We start from the raw sequence: 12,572 nt of genomic DNA on the forward strand, positions 1-12,572 counted from the left end.
CTGAACGTGTGTTCGGTGATCCCCTGCGGTGAGGGCAGACGATGCGTGACGATGTAGTCGAGGCGAGCGCCGTGGTCGGGCACACGCCGGATGTGGTGTGGCAGATCGTCGGTTCGCCGGAGTGGTATTCGCGGTTCGTTCCCGAGATCGCCGGGTGCGAGATCGTCGAACACGCCGCGCGCGGCCGGGGGCCCAAGGGCGTCATCCGGATCGCCCCCGAGCGCGGGCCGTTGATGGAGGCGCAGGTCCAGGCCGTCGTGTACCGGCCGGGCGAACACGTCGTGTGGTGCGGCGTCCCCGACGAAGGCACGTGGGTGTCGCTCGAGCTGAGACCGCTGGCCGGCGGCAAGACCGAGCTGTTCGTCCGGATGATGCTGCCGCCGTCGCACGCCGATCTGGTGTCTTCGGTGAAGAAGGACGTCCGCGCGCTCGCCCGGCGCCTCGATCTGCACCTCGCCGGCCAGGCCGACCCCGACGCCGACCGCGACGGCAACAAGGCCACGAAGCTGCGCACCACGAGCGTCCTGGTGCGCGCCGGCGTCCTGTCCGCGGGCCGCCCGGACAAGATCGCCCGCCAGCTCAGCTCCCTCGCCCAGTGGGGCGCCACCATCGCCGGCGGCTACCAGGCCGCCGCGGCCCGCGTCCCCGACGAGCCCGCCCTGCACGACGAGCGCAGCCTCCGCACCTTCAAGCAGGTCCAGGAGCGCAGCGACCGGCTCGCGAACGGGCTGAGCGAGCTCGGCGTCGGCGAACGCGACCGGATCGCGCTGATGTGCCGCAACCACGCCGCGATGGTCGAGTCGTTCGTCGCCGCCAGCAAGCTCGGCGCCGACCTGATCCTGCTCAACACCGGCCTGTCCGCGGCCTCGGTCAAGGACGTGCTCGCCGAGCACCAGCCGGCCGCCGTGCTGGCCGACGACGAGTTCGCGCAGACCATCGCGAACGTCCCGGGCGACTTCGCCCGGATCAGCACCTGGCCGGACGCCGAGACCGGCTACCCGACCGTCGACGAGCTGATCCACGCCGCGCCCGCCGACCCGCCCAAGCCGGTCGACCGGCCGGGCCGCGTCGTCGTGCTGACGTCCGGGACCTCCGGGACGCCGAAGGGCGCGCGGCGACCCACGCCGAAGGGCATGGGGACGGCCGCGGCGATCCTCGACCGCATCCCGCTGCGCGCCGGTGACCGGATCATGGTCGCGGCGCCGCTGTTCCACAGCTGGGGCCTGGCCGCGATGCAGCTCGGCATGGCGCTGCGGGCGTCGCTCGCGCTGATCCGCAAGTTCGACGCCGAAGAGACGCTGCGGGCGATCGCGGAACAGAAGTGCGACGCGCTGTTCGCCGTGCCGATCATGCTGCAGCGCATCATGGATCTGCCCGAGCGGGTCCGCGCGCGCTACGACCTGTCGTCGCTGCGGATCGTCGCGAGCAGCGGGTCGGCGATGTCCGGGGCGTTCGTCACGCAGTTCATGGACACCTTCGGCGACGTCCTCTACAACTTCTACGGCTCGACCGAGGTGTCGTGGGCGAGCATCGCCGCCCCGGCCGACCTGCGCGCGGCGCCGACCACGGCCGGGCGCTGCCCGCTCGGCACGCGCGTCGCGATCCTCGACGAGGACCGCAAGCAGGTCCCGCCCGGCGGCGAAGGCCAGATCTTCGTGGGCAACGACATGCTGTTCGACGGCTACACGAACGGGACGGACCCGGCGCGCGCGGCGGACCTGATGGCCACCGGCGACGTCGGCTACCTGGACGCGGCGGGCCGCCTGTTCGTCACCGGCCGGGCCGACGAGATGATCGTGTCCGGCGGCGAGAACGTCTTCCCCCGTCCGGTGGAAGAAGCGCTGGTGGCGCTGCCCGGTGTGCACGACGCGGCGGTGGTCGGCGTGGCGGACGCGGAGTGGGGCCAGCGGCTGGCGGCGTACGTCGTCCCGCGGCGCGGCGCCTCGCTGCACGCGGAGGACATCCGGGCCTACATCCACCAGCGGCTGGCCCGGTTCGCCGTGCCGCGCGACGTGTACTTCGTGCCGGACCTGCCCCGCAACGCGACGGGCAAGATCCTCAAGCGCCTGCTGCACGACGACACCTGGCCGGTCACCAGCGAGTACTGATGCCCGAGCACACGCCGGACGGCCGGTACATCGTCGTGAACGGCCGCCGGTGGCGCGCGACGGACCCCGAAATCCCGGACGACGTCCGCGACCGCCTGCAGAAGCACCTGATGGCGGCGCGGCGCGTCCAGGACCGCGCGCGTACCCAGACGGCGAAGGTGGCGCTGGGCGAGCGCGGTGAGCCGTGGTGGGAGCAGACGTCCGAGCAACGGCGTGAGCGCTGGGAAAGCGGCCTCGCCGAGCTGGATCAGCCGACGGGCTGACGCAGTACGGTCTTGAGCTTCGCGGGCTCGGTCCGGCGCGGGTCGCCGAGGTAGACCTCGTGGTGCAGGCCGGTCGGCTTGAGTCCTTCGCGCTCGAGGAACTCGTCGTGCAGGCGGGCGAGCAGCGGGGCTTCGTCGTCGTAGGAGCCGATGTGCAGCACCTGCGCGCAGCGGCCTTCGTGCAGCTTCTCGAGCCGGACCGGCGCGTCGATCTTCTTCTTGCGCAGCACGGCTTCCCGGACTTCTTCGACGGCGTCCTCACCGAGGTGTCCGGGCAGGGAGATCAGCATCGTCCACTGCCAGGAGTCCTTGGCGCGCACGGTGAACGCGGCGTAGTCCTCGGCCCACCACAGGCCTTCGAGCGGTCCGACGACGAAGTCCTCGCCGGTGCGCTTGGCCGTCATCTTGATCGTGTAGGCGAAGGAGTAGAGGGCTTCGACGGCTTTCTTATAGCTGTCGGCGGTGTTGGGGTTGCCGCGGCCGTCGATGGCGAGGAACTGCTGCTCGGGCACGTCGAGCAGGGCCCAGTCGGTGTTCTTCGGCGCGTACAGCTGCTTCAGGTCCTTCTTGACGTCGTAGGGCATCAGGCCAGTCCTTTCAGCCACGCGGCTTCCGCCTCGAGCTGCTTGAGGGAGTAGTCGAAGATCGCGCGGACGAAGGGCGGGGCGTCGGCTCGCGCGGCCCGGCGCACTTCGTCCAGGCGTTCCTCGACGGCTTCGGCGCGCCGGGCCAGGGCGGCGGCGAGCCGGCCGGGTGGGATCGCCGGGCTGTTGGCCAGCCCGACCAGCACCGGCGGGTGCACCGGGCGCAGTTCGGCGATGGCCGCTTCCGCGGCCGCCGCGCAGGCTCGCCGGCCGGCGTCGGTGGCCGTGTACGTCTTCTTGGCCTTGGCGTGCGCGCGTTCTTCGGCGACTTCGGCGACCAGGCCGCGGTCGCGGAGTTTGCCGAGGACGTAGTAGATCGAGCTGAACCCGAGGGCGGTCCACTCGCGCATGCCGCGTTCGGACACGACTTCGTCCAGCTCGTAGCCGTGCCTCGGCCGCTCGACGACGAGGCCGAGGACGGTCAGTTCCGCGTCGGTCAGCACGTCAGTATTCTAGTGCTGGAATAGCCCGGTTCGTCAAGGCTGCCGGAAATTGTCGGTGGGTGCTGGCATGCTTCAGCGAGTACCGGAAAGCGAGGTCGGAACAGTGGGGGGACAGGTGGTGACGGCGGTGCCGTGGACCGCGGAACGCGTGGCCGGGCTGGCGCCGGATCCCGCTTCGGAGAAGGCGGGCCGGGCGCTGGCCGCGCCGGCGAAGTGGTCGGGTGCGGGTGCGTCCGAAGACGCCGTGTGGGGCTTCTGCCAGGGCAGTGGCAAGAAGCCGTACCAGACGTGCGTCGAGCTCGCCGAGCCCGCGTTCCGGTGTTCCTGTCCCAGCCGGAAGTTCCCGTGCAAGCACGCGCTCGGGCTGTTGCTGTTGTGGGCCGCTGGTCGGATCGACACGGCGGAACCGCCCGAGTGGGTGCACACGTGGCTGGCCGAACGCGCCGACCGGGCCCGCCGCGCGGAGAAACGCGCGGAAGCGGCCGGCCCGAAGGACGAGGAAGCGGCCGCTCGCCGGGCATCGGAGCGGGCGGCGCGCGTCGAAGGTGGTGTCGCGGAGCTGAAGGTGTGGCTGACCGACCGGATCGGCGCGGGCTTCGCGGGTTTCGAGCGCAGCGGCGGTGAAGAGCTGCGCACGGTGGCCGCGCGGATGGTGGACGCACAGGCGTCCGGCCTCGCGGGCGGCTTGCGCCGGGCGGCGGGGATCGTCGGCCGCCGCGACTGGCCGGAGGCGTTGCTGGGCGAGCTGTCGCTGGTGTACCTGCTGGCGGATTCGGCGACCCGATTGGACGCTTTGCCGTTGCCCTTGGCGGAAACGGTCCGCACCCGGCTGGGGTTTTCGGTCGAGACGGCCCGGGTGCTCGAGCAGGGCGAGCGAGTCTCGGACGAGTGGCTGATCACGGGCGCGGCGGACGAGGAGAACGACCGCCTGCTGACGCGCCGAACGTGGTTGCGCGGGCGTCTTACCGGCCGGGACGCGTTGGTGCTGTCGTTCGCGCCGCCGGGGCGTCCACTGGATTCTTCGTTGCCACCAGGGCATTTCCTGACGGCGGAGCTGGCGTTCTACCCGGGCGCGGCCCCGTTGCGGGCGTTGGTGGTGGAGCGCGAGGTGCCCTCGGCGGCCTCGGCGGCGTCCGGCGGATCGATTTCCGAGGCGCTGGCAGCGTACGCGCGAGCGATGGCGGCGGACCCCTGGCTGGAGCGCTGGCCGGTGTTGTTGTCGGGAGTGACGCCGGCGGAACACGGTGGCGGCTGGTGTCTGTCCGAAAAGGACGGAACGGCGTTGCCGCTGGTGCCGTACGCGTGGCCGTGGTCGTTGCTGGCGATGTCGGCGGGCCGGCCATTGACGGTGGCAGGCGAGTGGAGCCCGGCCGGACTGAGGCCGCTGACCTGCTGGCACGAGAACCGGGCGGTGCGGCTGTGAGCTTTTCCCTTACCCACGAACAGGAGGTGCGACCGTGAAAGCCTGGGAAGACCTCGTCGGCACCGCGCTCCTCGGCACCCGCCGTCGCACGCTGGACCCCGCCACCCAGCCGGCCGCCGTCCAGAACCTCATCGAGGACCGCCCCGACCCCGCCGAACAGCTCCTCACCGCGGCGGCCGTCCTCACCACCTACCGCCGCGCCGGGCGGCAGCCGCTCCACGACGTCCGTCCCCTCCCCGTCGCGTCCCACGACGACCGCCCCTTCGTCCCGCCGCTGGCGCGCGAACGCCTGGCCCGCCTGCTCGCCGCCAGCCACCCCGACCTCCTCCTCGAATGGCTCGGCATCGTCGCCGGCACGGACTACCGCGTCCCGCCCGAAACCCTCCCCCTCCTCGCCGAAGCCGCCCGGAGCAAAGCCGCCCTGCGGGGGCCCCTCGTCGCCGTCGCCGGGCCCGTCGGGGCGTGGCTCGGGCAGCGGAACCCCGACTGGTCCTACCTCTGCGCGCCCGCGGAAGAACAGGCCGACGTCTGGCAGTACGGCAGCCTCACCCAGCGCCGCCGCTGGCTCGCCGCCAAACTCACCCAAGACCCCGCCGCGGCCCGCGAAGCCCTGCACACCTCCTGGAAGACCGAACCCGCCGACGTCCGCTCGGACTTCCTCGGCGTGCTCGCCGGCCACCTCGAAGCCCAAGACGAAGACTTCCTCGAAGCCGCCCTCACCGACCGCGCGGCGGCCGTGCGCGAACGCGCCGCCGAACTGCTCGGCCGGCTGCCCGGCACCCGGTACGGCGAAAGCATGGCCGAACGCCTCCGGCCGCTCGTCCGCCGCCGGGGCCGCATCCTGGAAGTCACCGTGCCGCAAGGCGAACGCGGCGACGGCACCGTCCGGCTGCGCACCCTCGTCGCCGCCGCGCCGCTCGCCTTCTGGACCGAATTCGGGCCGCCCGCCGAGGTCGTCCGGATGACCGTCGAAGGCTGCCCGGCCGGTGTCCTGCGCGACTCCTGGGCCACCGCCGCCCTGCGTCAGCGCGACGAAACCTGGGCCCAAGCGCTGATCGGCGCCGACCCCGGCGGGCGCACGACGCCGCCGCTGCTCGGCGTGCTCGGCCCGGCGAGCCAGGCCGCCACCGTCGGGCACCTGATCGGCCGGCTACCGGTCGAATCGTTCGCCCGGCTGGTGCACGAACTACCCCGGCCGTGGACGAAGGAGCTCGGCACCGCCCTGCTCGACTGGATCGCCCGCCAGGACGACCACCGCCTGGTCTCGCACGCCGCCGTCGTGATCGCCCGCGCGGTCCCGCCGCGGTGCCTGCGCCACCCGCTGGCCACCACCCGCCTGACCATGGACGCCGGGCCGTGGCGCCGGGCGCTCACCGAAACGCTGAACTTCCGCCGCGAAATGTACGAGGAGCTCGCATGACCGCCCCCACCGTCCTCCGGCCGCACGCCGAACAGGACCACGCCGCCGAGCTGGCCGCGCTGGCCGCCGCCGACGAGCGGGCCAAGCCGCCGAACTGGAACCTGTCCCCGTGGGCCGTCGTCGAGTACCTGCTCGGCGGCACCCTGCCGGACGGCACGGTGATCACCCCGAAGTACGTCGGCCCGCGGCGGCTGATCGAGGTCGCGGTCGCCACCCTGGCCACCGACCGCGCGCTGCTGCTGCTCGGCGTGCCCGGCACGGCGAAGACGTGGGTGTCCGAACACCTCTCCGCCGCGATCAGCGGCGACTCGACGCTGCTGGTGCAGGGCACCGCGGGCACGTCCGAGGAGTCGATCCGCTACGGCTGGAACTACGCCCGGCTGATCGCCGAGGGCCCGAGTGCCGCCGCGCTGGTCGAAAGCCCGGTGCTGCGCGCGATGCGGGACGGCAAGCTCGCCCGCCTCGAGGAGCTGACCCGCATCCCGGCCGACGTCCAGGACTCGCTCATCACGATCCTGTCGGAGAAGACCCTGCCGATCCCGGAGCTGGGCACCGAGGTGCAGGCGCGCCCGGGCTTCAACCTGATCGCGACGGCGAACAACCGCGACAAGGGCGTCAACGAGCTGTCGAGCGCGCTGCGGCGGCGGTTCAACACCGTCGTGCTGCCGCTGCCGGACAGCGCCGAGGCGGAGGTCGAGATCGTCAGCCGCCGCGTCGCCGAGCTGGGCACGTCGCTGCAGCTGCCCGCCGAGGCCGCCGAGCTGGCCGAGATCCGCCGGGTGGTCACCGTGTTCCGCGAGCTGCGCTCGGGCCGCACCGAAGACGGGCGCACGGCGGTGAAGTCGCCGTCCGGCACGCTGTCGACGGCCGAGGCGATCAGCGTGCTGACCGGCGGCCTCGCGCTGGCCGCCCACTTCGGCGACGGCGTGCTGCGCCCGCACGACATCGCGGCCGGCATCCACGGCGCGGTCGTCAAGGACCCGGTGGCCGACCGCGCGATCTGGATCGAGTACCTCGAGACGGTCGTCCGCGAGCGCGACGGCTGGGCCGACTTCTACCGGGCGGGCCAGGAGATCTCGTGACCGAGACCCACCTGCTCGGCATCCGCCACCACGGCCCGGGATCCGCCCGGGCCGTGGCGACGCGGCTCGCCGAACTGGAGCCCGACGTCGTGCTGATCGAGGGTCCCCCGGAAGCCGACGCCCTGGTCGAGCTGACCGAGGACCCGGCGATGCAGCCGCCGGTCGCGCTGCTGGCATACGCGACCGACGACGTCTCGCGGGCCGCGTTCTGGCCGTTCGCCGTCTTCAGCCCCGAGTGGCAAGCGCTGACGTACGCGCGGGAAGCCGGGATTCCCGTGCGGTTCTGCGATCTCCCGGCCGCGCACACGTTCGCCGCCGGTCCGGACGAGCACGCGGGCCCGCCGGTCGACCCGCTGGCGCTGCTGGCCTCGGCCGGCGGCTACGACGACCCGGAGCGCTGGTGGGACGACGTCGTCGAGTCCCGGCGGGACAGCGAAAACCCGTTCGACGTGATCGCGGACGCGATGACGGCGGTGCGCGAAGACGAAGACCCGCCCCAGGGCAGCGAAGCGCGGCGCGAGGCGTACATGCGCTCGGTGCTGCGCCGCACCCGCAAGGACGGCTTCGAGAACATCGCAGTCGTCTGCGGCGCCTGGCACGTGCCCGCACTGGCCGATCCGCTGCCGCCGGCGTCGCACGACCAGTCCGTCCTCAAAGGACTGCCGAAGCGGAAGGTCGCGTGCACGTGGGTGCCGTGGACCCACGGCCGCCTCGCCACGGCCAGCGGCTACGGCGCGGGCGTGCGCTCCCCCGGCTGGTACCACCACCTGTTCACCACGCCGGACGACGTCACCACGCGCTGGCTGGCCGGCGTCGCGGCGGTGCTGCGCGAGGAAGACCTGCCCGTCTCGACCGCGCACGTCATCGAGGCGGTCCGGCTGGCCGAAACCCTGGCCACGCTGCGCGGGCGGTCCTCGGCCGGGCTGGCCGAGGTCACCGAAGCCACCCGATCGGTGCTGTGCGGCGGCGACGAGGTGCAGGTCGAGCTGGTCACGCGGCGGCTGGTCGTCGGGGAACGGCTCGGCGAGGTGCCCGACCGGGTGCCGCAGCCACCGCTGGCCGCAGATCTCACCGCGACGGCGAAACGCTTGCGGCTCAAGAAGGATCCGATCGTCAAGGAGCTCGACCTCGACCTGCGCACCCCCGGCGGGCTCGACCGCTCGAAGCTGCTGCACCGGCTGCGGATCCTGGGCATCGAGTGGGGCAGCCGGGAGGCGTCGGCGCGGCGGAACAAGGGCACGTTCCGGGAAACCTGGGCGCTGGCCTGGGAACCGTCGTTCGAGGTCGACCTGGTCGCGGCGGCGGTGTACGGCACGACAGTGCCGTCGGCGGCCACCGCCGCGGTCCGCGGCACCGTCGAGGGCACGCCCCCGCTCGACGAGGTGACCACGGCCGTCGAGAACTGCCTGCTCGCCGACCTGCCGGAGGCGCTGCCCGAGGCACTCGCGGCACTCGACGCCCGGGCGGCGGCGGACGCGGATGTCGCGCGGCTCATGTCGGCGTTGCCCGCGCTGGCCCGGGCGACGCGCTACGGGAACGTGCGCGGCACCGACACGGGCGCGCTGCGCGCGGTCGCCGACCGCATGCTCGACCGGATCTGCGCCGGCCTGCCACCGGCGACGCACGGGATCGACGACGACGCCGCGGCCCGGATGGCGCAGCTGGTCGACGGGGTGCACGACGCGACGTCGCTGCTGGGTGAGGAGCCCAAGGAGCGCTGGCTCGCGGCGCTGGCGCGGCTGGCCGAACGACCGTCGCTGCCGCCGCTGCTGGCCGGGCGGCTCACCCGGATCCTGCACGACGCCGGGCTGCTCGACGCGCTCGACATCGAACTGCGGCTGGGCCGCGCGCTCACGCCGGGCATCGCGCCATCGGCGGGAGCGGCGTACGTCGAAGGCTTCTTCGACGGCGGCGCGCTGCTGCTGGTGCACGACGAAGGCCTGCTGCGGGTGATCGACGCGTGGCTCGCGGCGATCCCCGCCGACGTCTTCACCGAGGTGCTCCCGTTGCTGCGCCGGACGTTCGGCGCGTTCAGCGGACCCGAGAAACGGGCCATCGGCCACCGGGCGGCGGGGCTCGACGGCACCGCGGCGGTCGTCGCGGTGGCCGAGGAACTGGACGAGGACCGGGCGGAACGCGTGCTGCCCGTGCTGGCGACGCTGTTGGGGGTGGGAGCGTGAGCGCGGACACCGAGCGGGCGCGGCGCTGGCGGCTGGTGCTGGGCGCCGAGGGCGCGGGCGAGGGGTCGGGGCTGTCCGACACCCAGCTGTCCGATGAGGACAGTGGGGTCGACGCGGTGCTGGCCGCCCTCTACGACAAGCCGGACGAAGAGGCCGCGGGCGGCCCGCGCAGCGCGAACCTGGGTGCGTCGGCACCGCGGGTCGCGCGCTGGCTGGGTGACATCCGGCGGTACTTCCCGAGCACCGTGGTGCAGGTGATGCAGCGCGACGCGGTCGACCGGCTGGGCCTGACCCGGATGCTGCTGGAGAAGGAGCTGCTGTCGGCGGTCGAGCCGGACGTGCACCTCGTCGGCACGCTGCTGTCGCTCAACAGCGTGCTGCCGGAGGAGACGAAGGAGACCGCGCGCGAGGTCGTCCGCAAGGTGGTCGAGGAGCTGGAGGAGCGGCTGGCCGAGCGCACGCGCGCGGCGATCAAGGGCGCGCTGGACAAGGCGTCGCGCACGCACCGGCCCCGCCCGGGCGACGTCGACTGGGCGCGCACGATCCACCGCAACCTCAAGCACTACTCCCCCGAGCTGGGCACGATCGTGCCGGAGCAGCTGATCGGCTACGGGCGGCGTCAGCAGGCGGTGCAGCGGGACGTGATCCTGGCGGTCGACCAGTCGGGGTCGATGGCGGAGTCGGTGGTGTACTCGGGGCTGTTCGGCGCGGTGCTGGCGTCGATGCGGTCGTTGCGGACGTCGTTCGTGGCGTTCGACACGGAGGTCGCGGACCTGACCGAGCACCTCGCCGACCCGGTCGACGTCCTGTTCGGCACCCAGCTGGGCGGCGGCACGGACATCAACCGCGCGATCGCGTACTGCCAGGGCCTGGTCGGCCGCCCCGAGCAGACGCTGCTGGTACTGATCAGCGACCTGTACGAGGGCGGCGACGAGGAAGAGCTCCTGCACCGCATCGGCGAGCTGGTGGGCGCGGGAGTCCAGGTGGTGACGCTGCTGGCGCTGTCGGACTCGGGAGCGCCGTCGTACGACCACGAAACCGCGGCAGCGCTGGCCGAGCTGGGAGTACCGGCGTTCGCGTGCACGCCGGACCAGTTCCCGGAGCTGATGGCGGCGGCGGTGCGGGGTGACGACCTGCAGTCCTGGGTGGCGCGGGAGACCAGCTGAGTTGCGGAATGAAACTGATGGGTGGGTGGTTGAAGCGGATGTGGGCCGGGGTGCCCACGGGAAGGACGGCTCGCCATGAAGGTCCGCAGCTCGATCCGCTCGCTCGCCCGCCAGCCGGGTGCCCAGGTCATCCGCCGGGGGACGAAGGTGCTGGTGATCAACAAGGACAACCCGCGCAACAAGGCCCGCCAGGGCTGAGGCCCGGAGGGGGATGCGCGGCCGAGCCGGGTGGCCCGACCCGGCTCGGCCGCGCGGCAATCCCGGCAACTGGCCCGACGACGAAGGGGCGGCCCGCCCGACTGCCGCACCTCGCGAGCGGCCGGCGCCGGCCGCTCGCGGGAACACCGCAGCGCCGGCCCCGCCGGTTACCGCGCCGCGGTCGCTCGGTCCTCTGCGCGGCCGAAGCGCAGCACTCCGTCGTCGACCCGGCCGAGCCGCATGTCCGCGAAATCCAGCAAATAGTTCTGCCGCATCATCCAAGGCCGCTTCTCGCCCTGCTTCGGCAGCCCGGGGGCGGCCCTCTTGATGTACCCCGACGCCAGGTCCACGATCGGCCGCGGCCGGCCCGCCGTCGATGCCGACTCCGCGTCCGGCATGCAGAACGCGAACCCGCGCCGATCCAGGTACGCCAGCAGCCGGCACACGTACTGCGACGTCAAATCCGCCCGCAGCGTCCACGAATTGTTCGTGTACCCCACGCACCACGCCAAGTTCGGCACCCCGCCGAACATCATCCCCTTGTACGCCCGCTGGTCGCCCGGCTCGATCGCGCGGCCGTCGACCGTCAGCGCGATCCCGCCGAACGCCACCAGCCGCAGTCCCGTCGCCGTCACGATGATGTCCGCCTCCAGCGAATGGCCGGACTTCAGCAGAACTCCGGACGAAGTGAAGCGCGAGATCCCGTCCGTCACGATGTCCGCTTTGCCCGACCGCAGCGCCCGGAACAAGTCCGCGTCCGGCACCAGGCACAGCCGCTGGTCCCACGGGTCGTACGACGGCACGAAGTGCGGGTCCACCGGGATCGACGCCGGCAGCTGCGCCGCCACGCGCTTGCGCAACGCCAGCGACGCCCGCTTCGGCAGCCGGCGCATCAGCTGGAAGAACAGCGTCCCCATCACGACGTTCTTGCCGCGCACCACCCGGTGCGCGAGCTTCTCCGGCAGCAGCGCCCGGAGCCGGTCGGCCAGCGCGTCCCGGCCCGGCCGGGCCACGATGTACGACGGCGAGCGCTGCAGCATCGTCACGTGCGCCGCGGTCGAAGCGAGCGCCGGAACGAGCGTCACCGCCGTCGCGCCGCTGCCGATCACCACGACCCGCTTGTCCGTGTAGTCCAGCGCCGCGGGCCAGTGCTGCGGGTGCACGATCTCGCCCGCGAACTCCGCGCGCCCCGGGAAGTCGACGACGTGCCCGGACTCGTACGAGTAATAACCACTGCACAGGTACAGGAACCGGCACGTGAACGTCGCCCCGTGCTCGGTCGAAACCGTCCACAGCGCCGACGAAGACGACCACGACGCCCGCACCACGCGGTGGCCGAAGCGGATCCGGTCGACGATCCCGTGCGACGCGGCCGTCGAGCGGATGTACGACAGGATCGACGGGCCGTCCGCGATCGCTTTCGGGTCCTTCCACGGCCGGAACGGGTAGCCGAGCGTGAACATGTCCGAATCGGAGCGGATGCCCGGGTACCGGAACAGGTCCCAGGTTCCGCCGATCGTGTCACGCGCCTCGAGCACCGCGTACGTCTTGCCCGGCAGCCGCTCCTGCAGCCGGCAGGCCGCGCCGACGCCGGACAGCCCGGCCCCCACGATCAGGACGTCGACGTGTTCGGTCATGGATTCCA

11 protein-coding genes are annotated in these 12,572 nt (G+C 72.7%); 8 read left to right on the forward strand and 3 right to left on the reverse strand.

Translation table 11 applies throughout. From position 1 onward, the window contains the following. Positions 1-41: 41 nt before the first annotated feature. Together BLV96_RS12040 and BLV96_RS12045 are read left to right on the forward strand one after the other, a co-directional pair. The gene (locus tag BLV96_RS12040) at positions 42-2,108 is read left to right on the forward strand and encodes an AMP-binding protein (RefSeq protein WP_086680588.1); all 2,067 of its coding nucleotides are present in this window, start codon (positions 42-44) and stop codon (positions 2,106-2,108) included. Next, positions 2,108-2,371, forward strand: a complete 264-nt coding sequence (locus BLV96_RS12045; protein WP_086680586.1) for a hypothetical protein — start codon at positions 2,108-2,110, stop codon at positions 2,369-2,371. Before BLV96_RS12040 ends, BLV96_RS12045 begins: the two co-directional genes overlap by 1 nt. Here BLV96_RS12045 and BLV96_RS12050 read toward each other — a convergent pair. Then, a complete protein-coding gene (locus tag BLV96_RS12050; RefSeq protein WP_086680584.1) occupies positions 2,356-2,955 on the reverse strand; it encodes a GyrI-like domain-containing protein in 600 nt (199 codons plus the stop codon). The genes BLV96_RS12045 and BLV96_RS12050 overlap by 16 nt on opposite strands. Next, the gene (locus BLV96_RS12055; protein ID WP_086680582.1) at positions 2,955-3,458 is read right to left on the reverse strand and encodes a PadR family transcriptional regulator; all 504 of its coding nucleotides are present in this window, start codon (positions 3,456-3,458) and stop codon (positions 2,955-2,957) included. The genes BLV96_RS12050 and BLV96_RS12055 overlap by 1 nt, the downstream gene beginning before the upstream one ends. Before the next feature lie 103 nt (positions 3,459-3,561). Here BLV96_RS12055 and BLV96_RS12060 point away from each other — a divergent pair, with 103 nt between their 5' ends. From BLV96_RS12060 to BLV96_RS12085, 6 genes are all read left to right on the forward strand, one after another. Next, on the forward strand, positions 3,562-4,881 hold the full coding sequence (locus tag BLV96_RS12060; RefSeq protein ID WP_244180178.1) for an SWIM zinc finger family protein: 1,320 nt from the start codon (positions 3,562-3,564) through the stop codon (positions 4,879-4,881). A gap of 34 nt (positions 4,882-4,915) precedes the next feature. Then, positions 4,916-6,301, forward strand: coding sequence for a DUF5691 domain-containing protein (locus tag BLV96_RS12065; protein WP_091389069.1), 1,386 nt, complete (start codon positions 4,916-4,918; stop codon positions 6,299-6,301). Beyond that, positions 6,298-7,383, forward strand: a complete 1,086-nt coding sequence (locus BLV96_RS12070; RefSeq protein WP_086684845.1) for an ATP-binding protein — start codon at positions 6,298-6,300, stop codon at positions 7,381-7,383. The genes BLV96_RS12065 and BLV96_RS12070 overlap by 4 nt, the downstream gene beginning before the upstream one ends. Beyond that, positions 7,380-9,563: a DUF5682 family protein gene (locus BLV96_RS12075; protein WP_086684842.1), complete on the forward strand. Its 2,184-nt coding sequence runs from the start codon at positions 7,380-7,382 to the stop codon at positions 9,561-9,563. The genes BLV96_RS12070 and BLV96_RS12075 overlap by 4 nt, the downstream gene beginning before the upstream one ends. Then, a complete protein-coding gene (locus tag BLV96_RS12080; RefSeq protein WP_086684839.1) occupies positions 9,560-10,729 on the forward strand; it encodes a VWA domain-containing protein in 1,170 nt (389 codons plus the stop codon). Before BLV96_RS12075 ends, BLV96_RS12080 begins: the two co-directional genes overlap by 4 nt. 75 nt (positions 10,730-10,804) lie before the next feature. Continuing rightward, positions 10,805-10,927, forward strand: a complete 123-nt coding sequence (locus BLV96_RS12085) for a ribosomal protein bL36 (RefSeq protein WP_086684836.1) — start codon at positions 10,805-10,807, stop codon at positions 10,925-10,927. Between the two features lie 167 nt (positions 10,928-11,094). On the opposite strand, the gene BLV96_RS12090 is transcribed toward BLV96_RS12085, so the two are convergent. Further along, positions 11,095-12,564: a flavin-containing monooxygenase gene (locus tag BLV96_RS12090; protein WP_086684833.1), complete on the reverse strand. Its 1,470-nt coding sequence runs from the start codon at positions 12,562-12,564 to the stop codon at positions 11,095-11,097. Positions 12,565-12,572: the final 8 nt, after the last annotated feature.

Origin of the sequence: Amycolatopsis pretoriensis (assembly GCF_900107925.1) — a bacterium.
In the GTDB taxonomy this organism is placed as follows: Bacteria; Actinomycetota; Actinomycetes; order Mycobacteriales; family Pseudonocardiaceae; genus Amycolatopsis; species Amycolatopsis pretoriensis.

Bases quoted from the DNA above. Each gene is read 5' to 3' on its own strand.
- BLV96_RS12040 (WP_086680588.1), top strand. From the start codon at position 42: ATGCGTGACGATGTAGTCGAGGCGAGCGCCGTGGTCGGGCACACGCCG.
- BLV96_RS12085 (WP_086684836.1), top strand. From the start codon at position 10,805: ATGAAGGTCCGCAGCTCGATCCGCTCGCTCGCCCGCCAGCCGGGTGCC.
- BLV96_RS12045 (WP_086680586.1), top strand. From the start codon at position 2,108: ATGCCCGAGCACACGCCGGACGGCCGGTACATCGTCGTGAACGGCCGC.
- BLV96_RS12070 (WP_086684845.1), top strand. From the start codon at position 6,298: ATGACCGCCCCCACCGTCCTCCGGCCGCACGCCGAACAGGACCACGCC.
- BLV96_RS12050 (WP_086680584.1), bottom strand. From the start codon at position 2,955: ATGCCCTACGACGTCAAGAAGGACCTGAAGCAGCTGTACGCGCCGAAG.
- BLV96_RS12090 (WP_086684833.1), bottom strand. From the start codon at position 12,564: ATGACCGAACACGTCGACGTCCTGATCGTGGGGGCCGGGCTGTCCGGC.